A 22497-nucleotide genomic window follows, 5' to 3' on the forward strand; every position below is an offset into this window, starting at 1 on the left:
CCCGTCAGGTGGTGCCGCGTTGGAACGGTTGGGCCAGTGCCCGGGGTTCGCGGTGCGCGGTGGCGAACACCAGCATCGCCAGCAGGGCCAGCAGGTAGGGCGCGGCGATCAGCAGCTGCGAGTTCATGGTGACCCCGAGCGCCGGCAGCGCCAGCCGCATCGCGTCGGCGAGGCCGAAGACGACACAGCCGACCAGGGTCCGGCCGAGCCGCCAGGCCCCGAAGATGACCGCCGCGATGACCAGGTAGCCCCGGCCGGCGGTCATGTTCTGGTTGAACGAGCCGACCTCGCCGACGGCCAGGTACGCCCCGCCGAGCCCGGCGAGCAGCCCGCACCAGAGCAGCGCCTGCCGCCGCCGCTTGTTGACCTCGATCCCGCTGACGTCGGCGGCCTGCGGGTTCTCCCCCACCGCCCGCAGCTCCAGCCCCCACCGGCTGCGCTCGACCAGCCACCAGGTCAGCGGGATCACCGCCAGCAGCAGGTAGACCGGCCAGCGTTGCACGAACAGCATCGGGCCGATGATCGGGATGTCGCGCAGCACCGGGATGTCCACCTGCCAGACCTGGTGGCCGGTGAACGTGCTCACCGTGATCAGGTAGCTGGTCAGGCCGAGCACCAGCGCGTTGAGCACCAGGCCGACGACGAACGTGTTGATCTGCACCCGGTGCGACAGGATGCCGTGCACGAACGCCACCGCGACCCCGACCAGCGCGCCGGCCACCAGGCCGATGGTGGCGCTGCCGGTGGCGCTGGCGACCGCGATCGACCCGAACGCCGCGCCGAGCATCATCGCCTCGACGGAGATGTTGAGGGTGCCGGCGCGCTGGGCGACGTACTCCCCGCAGGCGGCGAAGGCCAGGGGCACGGTGAGCCGGGCCCCGCTGGAGAGGATGGTGGCGATGTTGTCGGCGGCGCTCATGCCAACCTGCCTTCCATGGCGTCCTTGGTGCCGGCGGTCCCGGCGTCGCCGGGGTCCGCCGGTTCCGGCGCGGTGCTGCGGGGGCCGGGCACCGACGCGGTCGGGGTGGCCGGGGCCGACGGGTCGGTCGGCTCGGGCGAGGCCGCCGCGGTGGTCGGGGTGGTCGGGGTGGTCGGGGTCGCCGGCTGGTCGGCCAGGCGGCGTCGGCGCAGCATGCCGATCACCACCGGCGGTGCGACGAACGCCAGCACCAGCAGCGCCTTGACCACGTCGACCAGGAACGACGGCACGCCGGTGGCGGCCAGGAAGCTGCCGCCGGCCCGCAGCACGCCGAACAGCACCGCCACCGGGATGGCCAGCAGCGGGTTGTTCCGGGCGACCAGGGCGACCAGCAGGCCGTCCCAGCCGATGTTGAGCGACATCCCCGGCTGCAACCGGTTGGTGCCGACCGGGCTGGTCAGCAGCAGCGCACCGGCCAGGCCGGCCAGCGCACCGGAGATCGCGAGAGCGATGCCGCCGAGGGCGCCGACCCGCACGCCCGCGTGCCGGGCCGCCGCCGGGTTGAGACCGACCATCTTCAACCGGAAACCCCAGCGGGTACGCGCCATCACCAGCGCCAGCACGACCGCCACCACGACGGCCAGCACCAGACCCCCGTTGAGCTGGAGGTTCGGGTAGTCACCGAGGGAGGCGAGCCGGGCGTTCTCGGGCACCGGGTTGGACTGCGGGGACAGCGTGCCCCGGCCGAGCCGGGACTCCTGGAGCAGCCACGGGGTGTTCACCGCGAACGAGATGAGCTGCTGGGCGAGGAACGTCATCAGCATCGTGCTGACCACGACGTTGACGCCCCGGAACCGGTACATCAGTGCGCTGAGCCCGGCCCAGACGCCGGCACCGACCACCGAGGCGAGCAGCACCAGGACCAGCAGCAGCGGTCCGGGTACGGCCAGCCGCAGGCCGACCCACGCGCCGGCGAGCGCGCCGATCAGCACCTGCCCCTCCTGGCCGATGTTGAAGAAGCCGGAGCGGGCGCTGACGCACGCCCCGACGGCGACCAGCAGCAGCGGCGCGACGTACAGCAGGGAGGTGGACCAGGCCGCCGGGGTGGCCATGCTGCCCTGGTAGAGGGCCTTGGTGGAGGCGGTCGGTGAGCCGCCGGTGACCGCGATCAGCAGGGCGGACAGGCCGAGCGCGACGCCCACCGTGGCGACGGTGGCGAGGCCGACCTGCCAGCCGCCGGGGCCGGGGTTGAGCCGGCGCAGCAGCCGCTGGCCGGTGCCGTCGATACCGAGGGTCGCCATCAGTGACTCACCCCGCCGACCAGCATGCCGAGCCGCTCGGCGGTGGCCTCGGCGGTGGGGAGCACCCCGACGATCCGGCCGGAGGAGATCACCGCGATCCGGTTGGCCAGGGCCATCACCTCCTCCAGCTCCGTGGAGATCAGCAACACCGCCACCCCTTCCGCGGCGGCCTGCCGCAGCCGCACGTACATGTCTTCGATCGCGCCGACGTCCAGCCCGTGGGTGGGTTGGGCGGCGACCAGCGCCTTCGGCCCGGCGGACAGCTCCCGGGCGAGCACCACCCGCTGCTGGTTGCCGCCGGAGAGGCTGCGCAGCGGGGTGTCCGGCGAGGGCGCGACGATGTTGAACTCGGTCATCTGCCGCTGGGCGATCCGGTGCATCTTCCGCCGGCTGAGCACCCCGCGTGCGGTGACCCCGGCGAGGGACTTCATCACCAGGTTCTCGGCGACGCTCATGTCGAGCACCACGCCGGAGTGGTGCCGGTCCTCGGGCACGATGCCGAGTCCGGCGGTGTGCAGCGCGCCGGGGCGGACCAGGTCGACCGGCCGGCCGTCGAGTTCGACGGTGCCGGAGTCGGGGACGAGCAGCCCGGACAGCAGCTCACCGACGGTGGCCTGGCCGTTGCCCTCGACCCCGTACAGGCCGACGATCTCGCCGGGGGCGACGTCGAGGCTGAGCTTGTCCAGCACCGGCAGGCCGCCGACGAGCAGGGTCACCTCGCGCAGCCGCAGCGCCGCCGGCTGCTCCGACGTCGTCGCGTTCCCGGCCGCCGGGGCGACGCCCTCGACCGGTTCGGGACGCTCGACGGGTAGCAGGCCCAGCGCCGCGCTCTCGGACTGCAACGACACCTCCCGGCCGACCATCTGCCGGGCGAGCTGCTGGGCGGTGGTGTCCTTCGTCGCGCCGTGGAACGCGACCGCGCCGCGCCGCAGCACGGTCACCCGGTCGGTGGCCGCCATGATCTCGGCGAGCTTGTGGCTGATCAGGATGACCGCCCGCCGTTCCGCCTGCACCACCCGACGCAGCACGGTGAACAGCTCCGCCGACTCGGCCTGGGTGAGCACCGAGGTCGGCTCGTCCAGGATCAGGATGGACGGGTCACGGCGCAGGCACTTGATCAGCTCGACCCGCTGCCGTTCCCCGGCGGAGAGCCGGTCGATGCGGGCGTGCGGGTCGATGGGCAGCCCGTACCGTCGGGACACCTCCTCGACCTGGGCGCAGGCCGCCGCCCGGTCGATCCGCCCGGTGTCGCCGAGGATGACGTTCTCCCAGACGGTGAGCGGTTCGATCAGGCTGAAGTGCTGGTGCACCATGCCCAGGCCGAGGTCGGCGGCGACCTGCGGACTGTCGATCTCGACCGGTTCGGTGCCGCGCGTGATGGTGCCGGCGTCGCGGTGCACCAACCCGAGCAGGATCTTCATCAGGGTCGACTTTCCGGCCCCGTTCTCGCCGAGCAGGCCGTGGATCTCGCCGGGTCGTACGGCGAGATCCACGGCGTCGCAGGCGACGACCGGACCGTAACGCTTGCTGACCCCGCGCAGGGTGAGAGCCGGCGTCAGCTGGTCGTCAACGTCCACAGTCCGTTTCACCTCGTTGGTCGTCGGGCAGCGGGGGTCAGGAGCCGAGCTTGGCGACCGTCGCGGCGGTGTCGGTCTTGCCGCTGGCCACGTCGGCGACGAAGGCGTCCATCTTCTGGGTCTGCTCCGGGGTCGGCTTGCAGATCTTGACGGCCGGGTACGGGTCCTTGCCCAGCTCCCACTTCTTGGTGGTGCCGAGGGTCATCTCGCCCTTGGCGAACAGCTCCAGCGCGGCGGCGAAGTACGCGCCCGGGTCGAAGATGACCGAGATGTCGAAGCGCGGGTCGGTCGAGTCGCACCGGTCGGTGCCCGGGGTCAGGGTGAGCGCGCCGCCGGTGTTGGCCAGCTTGGCCGCCGCGTCGGTGGCCCCGCCCAGGTACGGGTAGACGACCTTGACGCCCTGGCTGATCTGCGCCTGGACGGCCTCCCGGGCCTTCGCCGAGTCGTTGAAGTCACCCGTGTAGGTGGTCACCAGGGTCGCGTTCGGCACCACCATCCGGATGCCGGCCTTGTACGCCTTGGCGGCGTTGACCGAGAAGTCGGCCTCCATGCCGGTGACGAAGCCGGCCTTGGTGGCGTTCTTGGCCTGCATGACCAGGCCGGTGGCGTACCCGGCGGCGAGCATGCTCTGGTTGGGGTCGTCGCTGGACAGCGTCACCCGGGGCGTCTGCGGGATGTTCTCCGACGACGGCACGTACCAGGAGGTCTTGGCGCAGACCGGCTCCTCGGAGGCCGGGATGGCGTCCTTGAGCTCGGAGGCCCCGAGCGCCACCATGTCCACGCCCTGCTGACACAGCGCGCGGGCGGCGCTGAGCGCCTCGGTCGGCGGCACGTTGCCGCGCTTGATGACCTGCCAACCCTTCTCGGTGGCGAACTTCTCGGCACCGACGACGAAGCTCTCGTAGTAGCCGTTGTCGTTGATGTCACCGGGGCTGAGCACGCCGATGACGACCTTGCCGTCACCGTTGGCGTCGGGCTGCCCGGCAGGGGCCGTACCGCTGCTGGCCGACCCTCCCGCCGACGGCGCGGTCGCGTCGTTGCTCGCGCAACCGACCAGGGCGAACCCCAGCGCCCCGGCGAGCAGCGCCGCCGGACCCCGACCAATCCTCATTGTCATGGTGCTTTCCCTTCACGTGGGGTCGGCGCGCCGCCCGGCACGGACCGGCGCGCGGAGTACTCGGTCGCTGGCACGGTGGGCCAGCGAGGGGGGATGTCGATGCCGACCCGGCGCAGCAGGGCGGCCCGACGCTGGGCGGCCTCCTCGCGCAGGGCGTCGACGTCGACGGTGGTGACCCGCCGGTCGCGGACCACCAGCCGGCCGTCGACCAGAACGTCCCGGACGGTGTGCCCGGCCGCGCCCCAGACGAGCTGGGTGGGCAGGTCACCGCGCGGAATCCAGGGGATGGTCCGGGTGTCGAGCAGCACCAGGTCGGCGGCCTTGCCGACCTCGATCGAGCCGGTCAGCGCCCCGAGCCCGACGGCGGCGGCGCCGTCGACGGTGGCCAGGGCGAAGACCTCGTCGGCGCGCAGCGGGTCGGGGACGCCCCGGTCCCGCTCCAGGCCGGCGAAGAGTCGGGCGGCCCGCCACAGGTCGGGGGTGTCCCCGGCGTTGTGCGAGTCGCAGCCCAGCGCGAGCCGGCCGCCGGCCCGGTGCAGCGCGGTGTGCCGGCCGGCCCGGGTGTAGCCCTGACCGAGCCGCAGGTAGGCCCCCGGGCAGGAGGCGACGGCGGTGCCCGTCTCGACGAGCGCGTCGACCTCGGCGTCGTCGAGCCACACCGCGTGGCCGAGCAGCAGCCGGGGGCCGAGCACGCCGAGGTCGCGCAGGTGGCGTACGGGCCGGGCCCGGCCGGCGGCGGCGTAGGCGGCGGCGTCCTCGGGGCCGGGTGACAGGTGCCAGGTCATCGGCACGTCGAGCCGCTCGGCGAGCGCCGCCGCCCCGGTGAACAGCGCGTCGCTGACCAGGTCGTGCCCAACCAGGGTGATCCAGCCGGTGACCAGCGGGTCGCCGGCCAGGGCGGCGACGGTGTCGGCCTGCACGGCGAGGGTGTCCGCGGCCGGCATGGCGTACGGCGCGTCGTCGGCGTCCCAACCCCAGCCGCCGACCCGGGCCCGGATGCCGGCGGTACGCAGCCCGGCGGCGACCCGCAGCGGGTGCGCCACCGTGCCGGGCTCCAGCAGGGTGGTGACCCCGTAGCTGAGCGACTCGACGGCGGTGAGGGTGGCCGACAGTTCGTCGTCGTCGCCGGTGACCGCGGCGTGCAGCGGCACGATCCAGTCGAAGATGGCCTGCCGGGCCGGCACGTCGTCGGGGATGCTGCTGCGCACCAGCGGGTCGGCGGTGGTGTGCTGGTGGGCGTTGACCAGGCCGGGGACGACCACACAGCCGGTGGCGTCGAGTTCGGGGCTGCCCGGGTACGCCGCGCGCAGGGCCGCCGCCGGGCCGATCGCGGCGATCCGGCCGTCGACCACGGCGATCGTGCCGCCGGGGACGAGCGCCCGGTCGGGGGCCATGGTGACGATCTCGGCGTCGACGATCAGCAGGTCGGCCGGGCGGGGGTCGGCGGTGGCCGCCGTCGGGGTGGTGGTCATGGCCGGACGAGGATCTTGCCGACGAGGTCACCGGACTCCTGCCGGGCGTACGCCTGCGCCAGGTCGGCCAGCGGGTACTCCGCGCCCCGCAGCACCCGCAGGCCACCGGTGAAGTAGGCGTCGAGCATGTCGGCGAAGTCGGCCGGGCGGTACGCCCCGGCCCCGAGCAGCCGCAGCCCCCGCCGGTAGACGTCGGAGAGGGAGAAGCTGACCTGGTCGCCTGTGGTGTTGCCGAGCAGCACGATCCGGCCGCCGGTGCGCAGGCTGGCCAGCGAGGTGGCCCAGGTGGCGGTGCCGACGTGGTCGACGGCCAGGTCGACGCCGTGGCCGTCGGTGTGCTCCAGCACCCGCTCGGCGGTGCGCCCGTCGAGGTCGAGCACGTCCGCGCCGAGGTCGGCGGCGACGGCCCGCTTGGCCTCGGTCCGCGCCACCGCGAGCACCCGGGCGCCGGCCCGGCGGGCGAGTTGGATGGCGGCGATGCTGACCGCGCTCGTGGCGGCCTGCACCAGCACCCACTCCCCGGCGCGGACCCCGCCGACGCGGTGCACGGCGTGCCAGCCGAGGCTCCACGCGGTGGGCAGCGCGGCGGCCTCGGCGAGGTCGACGTGGGCGGGCACCCGGTGCACGACGGTGGCCGGCACGGTGACGTACTCGGCGAACCCGCCGGGGCGGTTCCCGCCGACCACGGCCAGCGTCGCGCAGTAGCCCGGTTGGCCGTTCTTGCAGGTGGCGCAGGCTCCGCAGCCGATGGTCGGGTCGATCAGCACCCGGTCTCCGGGGCGTACCGTGGTGACCTGCGGCCCGACGGCGTCGACCTGGCCGGCGACGTCCATGCCGCCGACGTGGGGCAGCTCGAAGCCGGGGAGCAGGGCGGTGCGCTGCTGGAGCAGGTCGAGGCGGTTGACGGCGGCGGTGTGCACCCGGACGACCACGTCGGCCGGGCCCGGCTCAGGGTCGGGCAGGTGCCGCAGGCTCAGCACCTCGGCGCCGCCGAAACCGGTCTGGACCATCGCCCGCATCGCAACCTCCCCCGTGGTCTACCAGTCAATATGGCGTCTTGCATTGTGATTCTCGCTGCTTGGGGTCGTACTCTGCCTGCGGGGCGGCGGCGTGTCAACGGCTTGCCGCAAAAGAGGCGGAACGGTTAACGAAGCCGGGCGTCCAGGCTGTTCACAGGCCACCCACCAGGGGATCAACCGGCCTCGGACGCGGCCAGCAACTCCCGCGCGACGAGCGCCGTACGCAGCACCGCGACCGTCCGCGGGTCGAGCGGATCGACCCCCAGCAGCCGCTTGATCAGGCCGACCCGGTAGCCCACCGAGTTGCGGTGCAGGTGCAGCCGTTCGCTGACCGCCTGCCGGCTGCCCCCGGTCGCCAACCAGCAGTCCAGGGTGCGCAGCAGGTCGTCGCGGTGGGCGATCGGCCCCAGGTGCCGGTGCACGAACCAGCGCAGCCGCTCGTCCGGCACCGCCAGCAGGACCTGCGCCAGTCCGGCCTGCCCGAACGGCAGCTCGGACCGCTCGTCCGCCGACCGCAGCAGCAGCCGCAGCAGCCGGTCCGCGTCGCGGAACGAGGCCGCCGTCCGGGCCGGCCCGGTCACCAGTGCCCCGGCGACCACCCGGACCTGCCCGGGGCCGACGATCTGGTCCAGCCGGGCCCGCAGCCGGGTCACCTCGCGCTCCACGTCACCGTGCAGCAGGGTCCAGGCCAGCCGCCCCTCGGCCAGCACCGGCCGGTCCAGCCAGCTCAGCGCGGACGCCCAGCGGCGCTGCTGCTCCCCGGTGTACGCGATCCCGGCCACGGCGTGCGGCTGGTCCAGCCGCCACCCGTGCGCCGCGCCGGCCCGCAGCAGTTCCGCCTCACCCATCCGGGGCGTCGACGACGATCCGGCCGGCCCGCCGGGGCCGTCGCGCAGGGCCCGCAGCACCGTCGCGGCGTCCCGTACGGCCGGCGGCGGCGACTCGTGCCGGACCGCCTCGATCAACAGCGCGGTGGTCGCCGCCGCCGCCAGTTCCCACTGCCCGGCCGAGACCGGCTCGGCCAGCAGCAACGCGCCGATCCGCCGGGGCCCCGCGCCGACCGCCACCGCCCGGCCGGCCCACCCGTCGGCGCAGCGGACCGTGGCCGGCGCGCCCCCCGGCGGTCCCGCCCCGCCGGCCCGACCGGCGGCCAGGGCGCGGCGGACGTCGTCCGGCGCGGCGTCGCGCCCGGGACCGCCCGCGCCGTCGCTGTCGGCGAGCAGTTCGCCCGTCTCGGCCACCAGCCGGCAGGCCGTGCCGGTCCGCTCCGCCACCGCGGCCAGCAACTCCGGCCAGCCGGCGCCGCCGAACGCGAGTTCGGCGAGCCACTGGGCGAACGCTGCCGGCGGCGGCGCGGCGGCGACGGCCAGCCGGGGGCGGGCCGCCGCCAGCTCACCCGATCGGCTCACGCCGACGGTCGGTCGAGCAGCCGGACCGCGACGGCCTTCTCCTGGGTGTACTCGCGCAGCGCCGCGTAGCCGCCGCCCCGGCTGAAGCCGCTCTCCTTCTGCATGTTGAACGGAAAGCCGATCACCCCGGCGTCGTGGAACTGGTTGACCGCGACCTGCCCGGAGCGGACCAGCCCGGCCACCCGCAGCGCCCGCGACACGTCACTGGTCCAGATGCAGGCCAGCAGGCCGAAGTCGGTGCTGTTCATCAGGGTCACCGCCTCGTCGACGCCCCGGAAGCCCTGCACCGCCAGCACCGGGCCGAAGACCTCCTCACGGACCAGCCGCATGTCCGAGTCGACCTGGTCGAAGACGGTCGGGGCGACGTACCAGCCGTCGTCGAACGCGGCGGTGGCCGGCTCGCCGCCGACGACCAGCCGGGCCCCGGCGGCCGGGGCCTCGGCCAGGAAACCCCGGACCCGCTCGTACTGGGCCTGGCTGACCAGCGGGCCCATGTCCAGGTCCTGGTCCCAGGGGCCGGTCCGGATGGCCTTCATCCCGGCGGCGACCCGCTCGACCACCTCGGCCCGGATCGACTCCTCGACCAGCAGCCGGGAGCCGGCGTAGCAGTTCTGCCCGGCGTTCTCGGTGATCGAGGCGATGATCGCCGGGATCGCCGCGTCCAGGTCGGCGTCGGCGAAGACCACGTTCGGGGACTTGCCCCCCAGCTCCAGCTTGACCGGGACGAGGTGCTGCGCGGCGGCACGCATGACGGACCGGCCGGTCACCGTCGAGCCGACGAAGCTGATGTGGTCGATGTCGGCGTGTCCGGTGAGCGCCACCCCGGCCTCGGGGCCGAGCCCGGTGACCACGTTGAGCACGCCCGGCGGCAGGCCCGCCCGGCGGCCCAGCTCGGCCAGCGCGAACGGCGACAACGGCGCGACCTCGGAGGGCTTCAGCACCACCGTGTTGCCGGCGGCCAGCGCCGGGGCGACGTTGGCGGCGGTGAGCACGGCCGGCACGTTCCACGGGATGATCACCGCGCAGACGCCGTACGGCTCGGGCCGGGTGTAGCCGAAGTAGTCGGGCGTACGGGTGGGCAGGGTGACGCCGGTGAGCTTGTCGGCGGCCCCGGCGAAGTAATCGACGATGCCCTGGGTGATGTACATGTTGAGCCGCCCGCCGGAGCGGGGTTTGCCCACGTCACGCGCCTCGTACGCGGCGAGTTCCTCGACGTGCTCGCCGATCAGCGCGGCCCAGCGGCGCAGGATCGCGCCGCGCTCGCTGGGCGAGGTGGCCGCCCAGCCGGGGGCGGCCCGGCGGGCGGCGGCGACGGCGTGGTCGACGTCGACCGCGCGGGCGCGGGCCACCGACTGGATGGTCTCCCGGGTGGCGGGATCGAGCACCGGTAGCTCACCGCCGTCGGCGGCGGGGGTCCAGTCGCCGTCGACGAGCTGGCGGGCGGTGGGAATGTCCAGGTCAGCCATGTGCGAATCCTTGACCCTCCACGTTTCGCATGTCAAGATGCAATCTCGCTTTGTGAGTCACTAGGGAGGGCGCGTGCGGATCACAGCGGCGGTGCTGGAGAACGCGGGAGGGCCCTTCACCCTCCAGCAGATCGACCTCGCCGACCCCGGGCCGGACGAGGTGCTGGTCCGGGTGCACAGCGTGGGGATCTGCGCCACCGACCTGGAGTTCGCCAACTTCTTCCCCACCCCGGCGGTGCTCGGCCACGAGGGCAGCGGGGTCGTCGAGCAGGTCGGCGAGCGGGTCACCGGCGTCTCGCCGGGCGACCACGTCGCGATGAGCTTCACCTCCTGCGGCGACTGCCCGCTGTGCCGGGGCGGAAACCCCGCCTACTGCCGCCGGTTCGACGCGGTCAACTTCACCGGCCGGCGACCGGACGGCAGCACGGCGCTCTCCCGCGACGGGCAGCCCGTCAACGGCCACTTCCTGGGCCAGTCGTCGTTCGCCAGTCACGTCGTCGCCCCGGCCCGCGCGGTGGTGCCGATCAGCAAGGAGGTCGACCTGGGCGTGGTCGGCCCGTTCGGCTGCGGTTTCGGCACCGGGGCCGGCGCGGTGCTCAACGTGCTGCGCCCGGAGGTCGGCTCCTCGCTCGTGGTCTTCGGCGCGGGCGCGGTGGGCGTGGCGGCGATCCTGGCCGCCCGGGTGGCCGGCTGCGCCGTCGTCGCGGCGGTCGACGTCAACGCCGGCAAGCTCGACACGGCCCGACTGCTCGGCGCGACCCACGGGGTGAACTCCGCCGACGGCGACCCGCGCGAGCTGCTGACCGCGATCGCCCCGCACGGCTTCGACGTCGCGATCGACACCACCGGCCGGGAGGACGTGCTGCGCCTCGCGGTCGAGTCGCTCGGCCCGCTCGGCCGGTGCGGCGTGGTCGGGATCGGCCCGAGCGAGCAGATGAGCTTCGAGTGGCGCAGCGTGCTCAACGGCCGCAGCATCACCGGCATCATCGGGGGCAGCAGCCTGCCGCAGGTGTTCCTGCCGCGGCTGCTGGACCTGCACGCCGCCGGCAACTTCCCGGTGGACCGCCTGATCACCCGGTTCCCCTTCGCGCAGATCAACGAGGCGGTGGCGGCGCTGCGCTCCGGCGAGGTCGGCAAGGCCGTCCTGACGCTCTGAGCAGGGACGGCACCGCCCCATCGACATCGCTGTATCTCATCGTGAAACATTGTCTCGCAATGTGAGCGACATTACCCTTGGTGTCAGACCCACACCCAGTGGCGCGGCTGGGCAACACCGCGCAGCGTCCCGCACCTGTGGAGCACGTCCCGATGACCGAACAGCAGCGCACCGCACCGGCCGCCGCGCCGACCGCGACCGAGGACCGGCCCGCGCCCTTCGACCACCACTCGGCCGAGTGCAACACCGACCCGGTGGGCTACTACCGGGAGTTCCGCCAGACCTGCCCGGTCGGCCGGACCGACGCGCACGGCGGTTTCGTCTACACCACCCGGTACGCCGACGTGGTCCGGATCGCCCGCGACGACGACACCTTCTCCTCCGCCCGCGCCACCGCCGGGGGTGACGGCACCGCCATCGTCATCCCCCGGGGCCCCGGCCTGGAGCAGTACCCGATCGAGCTGGACCCGCCCGCCGCGACCGGCTACCGCGACCTGATCAACCCGCTGCTCACCCAGGACGCGGTCGCCGAACTGGCCCCGATGGTCGCCCGGCACACCACCCGCGTGGTGGACGCGTTCATCGCCGAGGGGTCGGTGGACTTCGTCCGCGACCTGACCAACCCGCTGCCGGCCGCCGTCACCCTCGACTGGCTGGGCTTCCCCGAATCCGACTGGGCCAAGCTCGCCGGCCCGATCCACGACATCTTCGCCGCGCTGCCCGGCAGCGAACGCGCCGTCCGCGGAGCCGCCGGCCTGGCCTACCTCGACCAGCGCATCCGCGAGCTGATCGTCGAGCGGCGGGCCGCCCCGACCGGCGACGCGGTGAGCTACCTGGCCGCCCAGCGCCGCCCCGACGGGGAGCTGTTCGACGCCGACGAGCTGGTCTCGGTCATCGGGCTGCTGATCGCGGGCGGGGTGGACACCACCACCTCGCTGACCGGCTCCACCCTGGTGCACCTGAGCCGGCACCCCGAGGACCGGCAGCGCCTGATCGACTCCCCCGACCTGCTGCTCACCGCCACCGACGAGTTCCTGCGGGTGTTCGCCCCGTCGCAGTCGATGGCCCGCACCGTCCGCACCGACACCGAGGTCGGCGGCTGCCCGGTCACCGCCGGCGAGCGGGTGCTGATCCCGTGGGTCGCGGCCAACCACGACCCGGCCGTCTTCCCCGACCCCGAGCAGCTGCGGCTGGACCGCGACGCCGCCCGGCACCTGAGCTTCGGCATCGGCAGCCACCGCTGCGCCGGAGCGCACCTGGCCCGGCTGATGTTCCGCGAGATGATCACGCAGGTGCTCACCCGGCTGCCCGACTTCCGGGTGGTGGAGGAAGGGCTCGTCGCCTATCCCACCCGGGGCAACCAGAGCGGTTGGGACGCGATCCCGGCCGTCTTCACCCCGGGTCCCCGCCGCGACGCCGACGCGGCGGGGACCCGGCCCACCGCCAGCCTGACCGGCGACCGGGAGCTGGTCATGGCGGCCACCGCCACCGCCACCGACGAGGTGCTGGAGGTACGCCTGGCCGACCCGACCGGCGCGGAACTGCCGCCCTGGGCGCCGGGCGCGCACCTGGAGGTGCGGCTACCGTCCGGACGGGTCCGGCAGTACTCGCTGTGCGGCGACCCGGACGACACCCGGCACTACCGGATCGCGGCGCTGCGCGAGCCCGCCGGCCGGGGCGGTTCGGTGGAGCTGCACGCGCTCGCCCGCGCGGGCGTCACCCTCGCGGTGCGCGGCCCGCGCAACCACTTCCCGCTCGTCGACGCCCCCGACTACCTCTTCCTCGCCGGGGGCATCGGGATCACCCCGATCCTGGCGATGGCCCGCGAGGCCGACCGCCGGGGCGTGCCGTTCCGGCTGGTGTACGGCGGTCGCAGCCGGGCCTCGATGGCCTTCGTCGACGAGGTGACGGCGCTCGCCGGTGACCGGGTGACCCTGCTGCCGCAGGACGAGGCGGGCCTGCCCGACCTGGGGGCGCTGCTCGACTCCACCGGCCCGGACACGGCCGTCTACTGCTGCGGGCCGACCGGCATGATCGACGCGTTGGAGCGGGTCTGCGCCGCCACCGGCCGGTCGGAGCGGCTGCACGTCGAGCGGTTCACCGCCGGGGACGACCTGGAGGTCGCCTTCGACCCGGCGGCGAACACCGAGTTCGAGGTGCACCTGGCGCGCACCGGGGCGACCCTGCGGGTGCCCCGGGACCGCCGCATGATCGACGTGCTGCGTGAGGTCGTGCCGGGCCTGACCTACGACTGCGAGAAGGGCTACTGCGGCGCGTGCGAGACCCGGGTGCTCGCCGGCACGCCGGAGCACCGCGACTCGCTGCTGACCGAGCAGGAGCGTGCGGCCGGACGCAGCATGATGATCTGCGTCGGGCGGTGCCGCTCGGAGCGCCTGGTGCTGGACCTGTAGGTCCTGTCCGGACGGGCCGGCCCGGGTCCCGGGGCCGGCCCGTCCGGACGTCCGTCCCCGGTGGTCGTCACGCCGCGTTCGCCAGCGCGTCGAGGATCAGGTCGAGGCCGAAGGTGAACTGCCCGCCGAAGTGGTAACCGGGCTGGTTCACGTGCCGGGTCGCGAACTCGACCAGGTGCGGGTACTCCCCCGCCGCGAAGGACGCCATGATCGCGTCGGCGACCTCGGTGGCGGCGTCGCCGGTGTCGAACGGCAGCGACGCCTCCTGCAACACGAACCCGAACACGTACGCGTCGATGATCGCGTACGCGTGGGCCGTCATCGGCAGCGAGAACCCTCCGCCCCGCAGGACGCCGAGCATGGCGTCGTGGTGGCGCAGGGTGGCCGGGCCGGGGCTGGTCCGGGTCTCGATCAGGGTCAGCGCCCAGGGGTGCCGGGCCAGGACGGTACGGGCCGACAGGCAGCGGCGGCGCACCTCGGCCCGCCAGTCGCCGCCCGGTACGGGCAGGTCGATCTCGGCGAACACCCCGTCGACGAGCGCGTCGAGCAGTTCCTCCTTGTTGCGGATGTAGTGGTAGAGCGACATCGGCTTGGCGTGCAGCGCGGCGGCGAGCGAGCGCATGGTCAGCGCGCCGAGCCCTTCGGCGTCGGCGATGGCGACCGCGGCCCCCAGCACCCGTTCCCGGCTGAGCTGCCGCACCGGTTCGCCCACCAGTCGCTCCCCTGACACCCGGTTGACCGCCTGCACCGCCCACCGTACCGTACTAAGTAAGTCGTACTTAGTACGAAGACCTGGGAGGCGACGATGTCCCTGCGTGTGGCCGGTCGGTGGGCCGGCGCGTTCTTCCTGTCGGCGTTCGTCGCCTACGGCGTCGGCAGCGCGCTCGCCGGACGACCGGTCGGGGTGGCGCTGGTGCTGGCCAACTCCGTGCTGGTGGCCGCCATCGGCGTGCTGGCCTTCCGGGCGCTGCGCCGGCCGCACCCCGGCGTCGCCTGGGGCTACCTGGCGGCCCGGGGCGCGGAGGCGTTCCTGCTCGCCGCCGGCCTGGTGCTGCGCGACCGCTACGGCGACGGCGCCGCCGAGCTGGCCTACCAGCTCGCCATGCTGTCGCTGGGGCTGGGCAGCCTGCCGTTCTGCCTGGCACTGGCCCGGCGACGCTGGCTGCCCCGGTGGTTCGCCGGCTGGGGCGTCGCCGGCTACGCGCTGCTGGCGGCCGGCGCGGCAGCCGAGCTGGCCGGGATGGGGACCGGCGTCGCGCTGGCCGTCCCGGGCGGGCTGTTCGAGATCGCCCTCGGCGTGCTGCTGCTCGTCCGGGGGTTCGCGCCGGCCACCGCCGCCTCGCCCGGCCCGCCGGCCACCGACTCGCCCGCCATCACCGTGACCCCGCCGACCACCGCCGCCGGGACCGCCGCCACCGCAGCGGGCGGGGCGGGCCCGGACGGCTCCCGCGCCCACCGCGCGGCACTGGTCGCCGGGGTGGGACTGCTGCTGATGGCGGTGCTCGCCGGGTGGGCCAACTTCGGCGTGGTGCAACCGCTGCTCGCCGCCGACGCGGCCGACACCGTCGCCCGGCTGCCCGCCCAGCGCCCGGCGCTCACCCTGGCCGTCGTCGCCCTGTTCGCGGTGGCCTGCCTCGACGTGCTGGTCGGCTGGGCGCTGCGGGCGTTCCTCGACCACGCCCAACCCACCGTCGCCCTGCTCGCGGCGTGGTGCCGCACCGGCTACGCGGTCGTCCTCGCCGTGGCGGTCGTCCACCTGACCGGCGTCGCCGGCCTGCTGCGCGACGGTGCGGGGGCCGACCGGCTGCGCGCCGACGGGTACCCTGCGCTCGCCGACTTCCAGCAGGTCTGGAGCCTGGGGCTGCTGCTGTTCGGCGTCCACCTGCTGCTGGTCGTATGGCTGGCCTGGCGGTCGGACACCGTGCCGACCTGGGTGGCGGCGCTGGTGGCGGTCGCCGGCGCGGGCTACCTGGCCGACTCGGCCGGGCCGCTGGTCACGGCCGACTATCCGGTGCAGGTCGCCGGGGTCACCTTCGTCGGCGAGGTCGTCCTGCTGGGTTGGCTGCTCGTGCACGCCGGCCGGCACCGCCGGACCCCGGCCCGCGCGGTAGCGCCGGACGCCGACGTCCGGCCGCTCGCCGCGACGTGACCGTGACCGTGACCGTGACCATGACCGCACGACCGTACGGGTGACCCGCACGCGGACGGCCCGCCGCGCCACGACACTGGGGCGCTGCGGGCCGTCCTGACGAGGGGCCGGTGGGTCAGTTGCCCCACTCGAAGTTGGGCTCGACCGCCTCGGCGATGTGGAACCGGCCGCCCGGCGCGATCTCGCTGCCGCGCTCGGTCACCACGTGCTTGCCGAACCCGCTGACCAGCGGCCGGCCGACGTCACGCTTGAGCCACAGCCGCAGCAGGTGCCGGCGACGCTCCGGCTCCGGGAAGTCGACGTAACCGGTACGCGAGTGCAGGGCGGCGTAGTTCAGCAGCCACTGCACGTCACCGGGCTGGAAGTCCATGTCCAGGGCCAGGCCGGGGGCCTGGGACACCTCGTCGTAGAGGTGCAGCAGCTCGATCTGCGCCTCGGTGAGCCGGGGCACCTCCGGGTAGTCCTGGGCCGAGAAGATCATCGAGCTGCCGGCGTAGGTGCTGAACACGCCGTCGACGTAGCTGCAGATCGGCGAGGTGTAGGTGCGGGCCGGAGCGTCCGGGTCCTGCCGGTGCCAGTCCCAGTGCCACGACTCGAACAGCAGCGGCGCGAGGTCAGGCCGGCGGCGCAGGATCTCGTTGTAGATCGTGGTGCCGCTGACCAGGCTGCTCGCCCCGCCGGCCTTGGCCGCCCGCAGGCACATCAGCGCGACCACGTCGGAGCTGTCGGAGTGGAACGGCAGCCGGTCGCGGACCCGCGACGGCAGCGCCGACGGGTCGTCGAGGGTCTTGTTGGAGGTGGCGATGACGTGGTCGAGCACGTCACCCATCTGGTTCTGCCCCATCGGCACGCCGAGGTGCAGCCCCATCAGGAAGAAGATCGCCCCGGCGAGGGTGTCGCCGTACTCCTCCGTGCGCAGGCCCCGGACCAGGATGAAGCCGCGTCCGGAGTCGAGCTGGCGGGCGCACTCCTCGTTGAGGCCGGCGCAGGCCGGCAGCGGGTAGTCGGCGGCGGTCACCGTACGCAGGTCGGGGTTGTCGGCGACGAACCGGCGGCCGACGGTCTCCAGCTCGGCGCGCTCGGCGTCACTGAGCTGGTAGACCCACTCGGTCGAGGTACGCAGCTCGTCACCGCGCCAGGCGGACGGACCGGAGATGGGGGCGAGATCGATTGCGGTGGTCATGATGATGCGCTCCGAGGTTCGGTTCTGCGGAAACGGGTCGGTGTCCCGGGGGGCGGTGCCGCCACCGGGCTGATCAACGACGTGGGCGTCCGCCGTGTCCCGGTCGGGAGACGGCGCGCCGATCCGTCAGAACGGGGTCTGCGGGTCCCCGGCGGCGGTCCCGGGGCGCATGCCCTCCCGCGGCGGGTGGACCCGCAGCGGCTCCTCGTAACCGCGCACCAGCAATCCAGAGCCTTGCGGAACTCGGATCATGGCGTTCTCCTGCGGCTGGCGATGATCGGTCCAGGCTAACCAACGCCCACCGCAACGTCAACAGAGACACCATCTCGCAATACGATCTATTCTCGTCCCCGGACGGCCCGTCGTGCCGCACCGCCCCGGGCGACCAGCGGCTCAGCCAGCAGGACGACCAGCGCCACCGCAGCCACCAGTCCGCCCGCCAACGCCGTGCCCTGCACCCCGGACCGGGACAGCACCACCGCGCCGAGCAGGGACCCGCCGGCGATGCCGCCGTTGAAGGCGGCGGAGTTGCCGGCCGCCGCCAGGTCGGCGCTGCCCGGGGCCACCTCCAGCACCCGGTTCTGCAGGGCGGGGGTCAACGCGCCCATGGCGAACCCGGACACGGCCAGCAGCACCCCGGTGGCCACCGGCGACCCGGCCAGCAGGAACATCCCGAGCAGGGCCACCACCAGCAGCAGCACCGGGGTCACCATCGCCACCCGCTGGTGGCGGTCGCTCGCGATCCCCCCGGCGGTGATGCCGGCGAAGTCCGCGAGGCCCCGGATCAGCAGCAGCAGGCCGAGAGCGCCCGGGGCGAACCCGGAGACGTCGGTGAGGAAGACGGCGGTGTAGGTGAACGCCGTGAACAGGCCCCCCACCGACAGCGCGGTGGCCACCACGACGACCGCGTACCGGCGGGCGTCCGGGGTGGTGCCGGTCGACGCGTGCGTCGCCCCGACCGCGACCGGCGGCATCAGCGTCACGATCGCCACGAACCCGGCCAGCGCCAGCGCGGCCAGGGCCAGGAACGCCGACCGCCAACCCCACTGCTGACCCAGCCAGGTGCCCGCCGGCACGCCGAGCATCGGCCCGAGCGACGCCCCGGCGAACACGACGGAGGTGACCCGGCCGCGTACCCGGGCGGGGAACATGCCGGCGGCGGCGGGCGCGACCACCGCCCAGAACAGCGCCTGGGTGAGCGCGACGACCACCCGGGTCCCGAGCAGTACCTGGTAGTCGCGGGCGGCGGCCGACACCAGCGTGGCGACCACCAGCACGCCCAGCATGACACCCAGCAGCCGGCGACGCGGCACCCGCCGGGTGACGTGGGTCAGCGGCACCGAGACGACCGCGACGGTGACCGCGTAGCCGGTGACGAGCAGCCCCGCGTGCGACACGGACACGTCCAGGTCGGTGGCGACCAGGGGCAGGATGCCCACCGGCAACGTCTCCATGGCCACGTAGCAGAACGCCGAGAGGGAGAACGCGACCAGCGCCGCCACCGCCCGGGGCGCGGCGGTCGCCCCAGGGGTACGACAGTCGGTCATCGCCCGGCCCCCGTCCCTGCGCCACCCACGAATGCGGTCGCCCCGAGAGCAGTCAAGGGTATCAATGAAAAGGGTCCCGTCCCGGGTCGACGGCACCGCCGTCAGCCCCGGGTGCCGGGTGGGCGCACCGGAACTCAGCCGGGCGGACGGGCGTTGAGGCGGGCGGCCTGGCGGATCAGGTGGTCACGTTCGGCGAGGTGGGCGGCCCGGTGGGCGGCTTCGGCGTACCACCGGGCCGCCGTCGCCGGATCACCGGCCCGCTCGTGCAGGTACGCCGTCACCGCCGCGTGGCGGGGCACCGCCGGGTCCACCGCCGCGAGGGCCGCCAGCCCCGCCCGTGCCCCGTCGGCCTCCCCCACGGCCACCGCCCGGTTGAGCCGGACGACCGGGCTGTCGGTCAGCCGCACGAGTTCGTCGTACCACTCGACGATCTGCACCCAGTCGGTCTCGGCGGCGACGGGCGCGTCGGCGTGCAACGCGGCGATGGCCGCCTGGGCCTGGAACTCGCCCAGCCGGTCCCGGGCCAGCGCCGCCTGCAGGATGCGCACCCCCTCGGCGATCGCGTCGGTGTCCCACCGGCTGCGGTCCTGCGCCGCGAGCGGGACCAGCCCGCCGTCGGGCGTGGTCCGGGCCGCGCGCCGGGCGTCGTGCAGCAGCATCAGGGCGAGCAGCCCGGCCACCTCAGGATGATCCACCATCGCGGCGAGCTGCCGGGTGAGCCGGACCGCCTCGGCCACGAGGTCGACGTCGCCGGAGTAGCCCTCGTTGAAGACCAGGTAGAGCACCCGCAGCACGGTGGCGACGTCGCCGGGACGGTCGAGGCGTACGCCGGACACGGTGCGCTTGGCGCGGCTGATCCGCTGCGCCATGGTCGCCTCCGGCACCAGGTAGGCCCGGGCGATCTGGCGGGTGGTCAGCCCGCCGACGGCGCGCAGGGTCAACGCGACCGCCGACGACGGGCTCAGCGACGGATGGGCGCACAGGAAGTAGAGCCGGAGGGTGTCGTCCACCCCCGACGTCGGCCCCGGCCCCGGTTCCTCGACGACGAGGTCCTCGCGCCGACGACGGGCGGCGTCCGCCCGGGTCGCGTCGAGGAACCGGTGCCAGGCCACGGTGACCAGCCAGCCCTTCGGGTCCCGGGGCGGGTCGGCCGGCCAGACGTCCAGCGCCCGGACCAGCGCGTCCTGCACGGCGTCCTCGGCCGCCGCGAAGTCCGCCCCGCGCCGCACGAGCACCCCGAGCACCTCCGGGGTGAGCCGGCGCAGCAGGTCACCGTCCACCGTCAGTCGGTGACGGTCGGCGGGGCGGTCAGGAACGGACGCAGCTCCAGCCACTCGTGGATCGGCTTCCCACCCGCCCCCGGCGCGGCGGACAGCTCCCCGGCCAGCTCGACGGCCCGGTCGTAGCTGTCCACGTCGATCACCATCCACCCGGCGACGAGGTCCTTGGTCTCGGCGAACGGCCCGTCGGTCACCGGCGGACGCCCCGGCCCGTCGTACCTGACGAACGTCCCCTCGGGGGCGAGGGCCTGACCGTCGACGAACTCGCCGGTGCCCTCCAGCCGGGCCGCGAAGTCGTTCATGTACTGCACGTGGGCGGTGATCTCCTCGGGCGTCCACTGGTCCATCGGGACGTCGTTGACCGCGGGTGGGGCACCCCGGTAGTGCTTGAGCAGCAGGTACTTCGCCATCGGGTCTCTCCTCGGTGCCGGCGCGACCCCCATTCTGGCCGCGTTCACCCCGGGGACGGAGCCGGCCTGCCGTTCTCGACACCGGCGGCGGAACATTTTTCCCGCCCCGGGTGTCGCGGCCCGACGTGGCTCACCTGGCGACGAGCTGGCGTACCCGCAGGCGGCGGATGCCCGAGGTCCGCTCCGGCACCTCGGACGCCCGGGTGGCGGGCAGGCGGACGGTGAACGCCGCCCCCTGGTTCGGCCGGCCCTCGGCCTCGATCGTGCCCCGGTGGCTCGTCACGACCTCCTGGAGCAGGGCCAGCCCCAGCCCGAACCGGTGCTCCCCGGAACCCCCGCCCCGGTGGAAGCGGTCGAAGATGCGCCGCGCGTCGGCCTGGTCGAACCCGACCCCGGTGTCGGCGACCACGAACTCGACGTAGTCGCCGCCGGCCCGCAACGACACGTCGATCCGGCCGCCGGGCGGGGTGTGGGCGAGCGCGTTCGCCAGCAGCTCACCGGCCACCCGGCGCAGCGCCGACGCGACCCCCGGCACCGGCAGCGGCCCGTCGGGCAGGTCGGCGGCGAGGGTGACCTGCCGCTCGGCGGCCCGTTCCGTCTCGGCGGCGACGGCCGCCGAGACGAGCGCGGTCAGGTCGACCGGAGGGTACGGACGGCGGTCGGCGGGAGCGGCGGCGAGCTGGGCGGAGAGCAGCAGGTCGTCGACGATCTCGCCCAGCCGGCGGGTGCCGCCGATCAGCCTGTCGAGATCCTCCACACTGGTGGTGCTGCCCCCGGTCCGCGCCCGCCGCGCCATCAACTGGGCCCGGATGTGCACCTGGGCGATCGGGGTCCGCAGCTCGTGGCTGGCGTCGGCGATGAACCGCCGTTGCCGGGTCAGCGCCTCCGCCAGCGGCGCGACGGCCCGGCGCCCGACCAGGGCGCCGGTCAGCACCGCGACGAACAACCCGACCGTGGCGGCGAGGCTGAACGCGAGCAGCAGGTGCCGGCGGTCGGACAGCTGGAACCGGGCGTCGAAGACCGCCTGCACGACCACCCCGTCGCTGCGGGACTCGGTACGGACGTGGTAGGTGGTGCCGTTACGGGTGACGGTGGTGACCTCGGTGGTTCCGGAGGCGGCCACCGACCGCAACGCCCCGGTCAGCGGGAAGCCCGCCGGTGGCGGGTTGAAGCCGGTGTCGGTGGTGAGCCCGTTGTACCGGAACACCCAGCTGCACGCGGGCGGGCCGGGGATGGTGGCGTGTTGGACGCCCCAGGCCAGCTCCCGGTGGATCTGCGCCTCCTGACTGCGGACCAGGACGGCGTAGGAGAGGCCGCCGGCCAGCAGCAGCAGGGCGCTGATGGCCAGCCCCACCAGCAGCCCGATCCGCAGCCGGGCCCGGCGTACCATCGACTGCTCCACCAGCTCCATCACAGCGCTCCGAGTCGGTAGCCGAGTCCGTGCACGGTCCGGATCACCGACCGGCCGAGTTTGCGCCGCAGGTAGTAGACGTAGGTGTCCACGAGCGACGTCGCGGCGGCCGCGTCGAAGACCCGGCGGCGCAGCTCACCCCGGGAGTGCACGGTGCTCGGCCGGGCCGCCAGCACCCGTAGCAGCTCGAACTCCCGGGCGGACAGCGCCACCTGGGTGCCGTCGGCGAGCACCACGTCGTGCGAGGTCAGGTCGAGCCGCCCGGTGCCGATGCGCAGCACGGTGGTGGATTCCGCGCCGCGCCGGCACAACGCCCGGACCCGGGCGCTCAACTCGTCCAGGTCGAACGGCTTGCCCAGGTAGTCGTCGGCGCCGGCGTCCAGCCCGGCGATCCGGTCGCCGACGCCACCGAGCGCGGTGAGCATCAGCGCCCGGGTCGGGACCGCCCGGGACCGCAGCCGGGCGACCAGGTCGAGGCCGTCCAGCGCCGGCAGCATCCGGTCGACGACCAGCACGTCGTAGCTGCGGGTCAGCCCCAGGTGCAGGCCACGCTGGCCGTCGGCGGCCCGGTCGACGAGGAAGCCCTCACCGCTCAGTGTCTCGGTGAGCAGGTCGGCCAGTTCCTCGTCGTCCTCGACCAACAGCAACCGGTTAGGTCCTCCCCCGTGCA

The 22497-nt window shown here is 74.2% G+C and carries 19 protein-coding genes; 3 read left to right on the plus strand and 16 right to left on the minus strand.

The annotated features are described in order from the left end of the window. Positions 1-4: 4 nt before the first annotated feature. The 8 genes from ACN268_RS08995 to ACN268_RS09030 form a co-directional block, all read right to left on the minus strand. Positions 5-919 carry an ABC transporter permease gene (locus ACN268_RS08995; protein ID WP_421482676.1) on the minus strand — a complete coding sequence of 305 codons (915 nt, stop codon included), beginning with the start codon at positions 917-919 and terminating at the stop codon, positions 5-7. Continuing rightward, positions 916-2220, minus strand: a complete 1305-nt coding sequence (locus ACN268_RS09000) for an ABC transporter permease (RefSeq protein WP_421482677.1) — start codon at positions 2218-2220, stop codon at positions 916-918. The genes ACN268_RS08995 and ACN268_RS09000 overlap by 4 nt, the downstream gene beginning before the upstream one ends. Beyond that, on the minus strand, positions 2220-3797 hold the full coding sequence (locus ACN268_RS09005) for an ABC transporter ATP-binding protein (RefSeq protein ID WP_421482678.1): 1578 nt from the start codon (positions 3795-3797) through the stop codon (positions 2220-2222). The genes ACN268_RS09000 and ACN268_RS09005 overlap by 1 nt, the downstream gene beginning before the upstream one ends. A gap of 37 nt (positions 3798-3834) precedes the next feature. Next, positions 3835-4914, minus strand: a complete 1080-nt coding sequence (locus ACN268_RS09010) for a BMP family ABC transporter substrate-binding protein (protein ID WP_232377008.1) — start codon at positions 4912-4914, stop codon at positions 3835-3837. Beyond that, on the minus strand, positions 4911-6386 hold the full coding sequence (locus tag ACN268_RS09015; RefSeq protein ID WP_421482679.1) for an amidohydrolase family protein: 1476 nt from the start codon (positions 6384-6386) through the stop codon (positions 4911-4913). The genes ACN268_RS09010 and ACN268_RS09015 overlap by 4 nt, the downstream gene beginning before the upstream one ends. Beyond that, the gene (locus ACN268_RS09020; RefSeq protein ID WP_421482680.1) at positions 6383-7405 is read right to left on the minus strand and encodes an alcohol dehydrogenase catalytic domain-containing protein; all 1023 of its coding nucleotides are present in this window, start codon (positions 7403-7405) and stop codon (positions 6383-6385) included. The genes ACN268_RS09015 and ACN268_RS09020 overlap by 4 nt, the downstream gene beginning before the upstream one ends. Positions 7406-7578: 173 nt before the next feature. Further along, entirely contained in the window at positions 7579-8814 is a 1236-nt protein-coding gene (locus ACN268_RS09025; protein ID WP_421482682.1) for a PucR family transcriptional regulator, read from the minus strand. Next, positions 8811-10280 (minus strand): aldehyde dehydrogenase family protein, encoded by a 1470-nt coding sequence (locus ACN268_RS09030; RefSeq protein ID WP_421482683.1) that lies wholly within the window; start codon positions 10278-10280, stop codon positions 8811-8813. Before ACN268_RS09030 ends, ACN268_RS09025 begins: the two co-directional genes overlap by 4 nt. A gap of 73 nt (positions 10281-10353) precedes the next feature. On the opposite strand from ACN268_RS09030, the gene ACN268_RS09035 reads away from it, so the two are divergent. Together ACN268_RS09035 and ACN268_RS09040 are read left to right on the plus strand one after the other, a co-directional pair. Further along, on the plus strand, positions 10354-11436 hold the full coding sequence (locus tag ACN268_RS09035; protein ID WP_421482684.1) for an NAD(P)-dependent alcohol dehydrogenase: 1083 nt from the start codon (positions 10354-10356) through the stop codon (positions 11434-11436). A gap of 80 nt (positions 11437-11516) precedes the next feature. Beyond that, on the plus strand, positions 11517-13847 hold the full coding sequence (locus ACN268_RS09040) for a cytochrome P450 (RefSeq protein WP_421482685.1): 2331 nt from the start codon (positions 11517-11519) through the stop codon (positions 13845-13847). Between the two features lie 67 nt (positions 13848-13914). Here ACN268_RS09040 and ACN268_RS09045 read toward each other — a convergent pair whose 3' ends face one another. Further along, positions 13915-14559, minus strand: coding sequence for a TetR/AcrR family transcriptional regulator (locus tag ACN268_RS09045; RefSeq protein WP_421482687.1), 645 nt, complete (start codon positions 14557-14559; stop codon positions 13915-13917). 93 nt (positions 14560-14652) lie between these two features. On the opposite strand from ACN268_RS09045, the gene ACN268_RS09050 reads away from it, so the two are divergent. Next, the gene (locus ACN268_RS09050; RefSeq protein ID WP_421482688.1) at positions 14653-15996 is read left to right on the plus strand and encodes a DUF4386 domain-containing protein; all 1344 of its coding nucleotides are present in this window, start codon (positions 14653-14655) and stop codon (positions 15994-15996) included. Between the two features lie 115 nt (positions 15997-16111). Here the strand turns inward: ACN268_RS09050 and ACN268_RS09055 are convergent, their stop codons facing one another. The 7 genes from ACN268_RS09055 to ACN268_RS09085 all read right to left on the minus strand — a co-directional run bounded on the left by ACN268_RS09055 (position 16112) and on the right by ACN268_RS09085 (position 22474). Next, the gene (locus ACN268_RS09055) at positions 16112-17179 is read right to left on the minus strand and encodes a TauD/TfdA family dioxygenase (protein ID WP_204923226.1); all 1068 of its coding nucleotides are present in this window, start codon (positions 17177-17179) and stop codon (positions 16112-16114) included. A 126-nt stretch (positions 17180-17305) separates the two neighbouring features. Continuing rightward, complete coding sequence (locus ACN268_RS09060; RefSeq protein ID WP_255554102.1) at positions 17306-17431, minus strand: hypothetical protein; 126 nt, start codon at positions 17429-17431, stop codon at positions 17306-17308. An 86-nt stretch (positions 17432-17517) separates the two neighbouring features. Then, a complete protein-coding gene (locus ACN268_RS09065; RefSeq protein WP_421482689.1) occupies positions 17518-18726 on the minus strand; it encodes an MFS transporter in 1209 nt (402 codons plus the stop codon). 134 nt (positions 18727-18860) lie between these two features. Further along, positions 18861-20006: an RNA polymerase sigma factor gene (locus tag ACN268_RS09070; protein ID WP_421482690.1), complete on the minus strand. Its 1146-nt coding sequence runs from the start codon at positions 20004-20006 to the stop codon at positions 18861-18863. 2 nt (positions 20007-20008) lie between these two features. Continuing rightward, a complete protein-coding gene (locus ACN268_RS09075; protein ID WP_204923229.1) occupies positions 20009-20416 on the minus strand; it encodes a YciI family protein in 408 nt (135 codons plus the stop codon). Positions 20417-20546: 130 nt separating this feature from the next. Continuing rightward, the gene (locus tag ACN268_RS09080) at positions 20547-21827 is read right to left on the minus strand and encodes a sensor histidine kinase (RefSeq protein WP_421482691.1); all 1281 of its coding nucleotides are present in this window, start codon (positions 21825-21827) and stop codon (positions 20547-20549) included. After that, positions 21827-22474, minus strand: coding sequence for a response regulator transcription factor (locus ACN268_RS09085; RefSeq protein ID WP_363655882.1), 648 nt, complete (start codon positions 22472-22474; stop codon positions 21827-21829). Before ACN268_RS09085 ends, ACN268_RS09080 begins: the two co-directional genes overlap by 1 nt. Positions 22475-22497 lie beyond the last annotated feature (23 nt).

The organism is Micromonospora sp. WMMD735 (genome assembly GCF_049178995.1).
Lineage (GTDB): Bacteria > Actinomycetota > Actinomycetes > Mycobacteriales > Micromonosporaceae > Micromonospora > Micromonospora wenchangensis.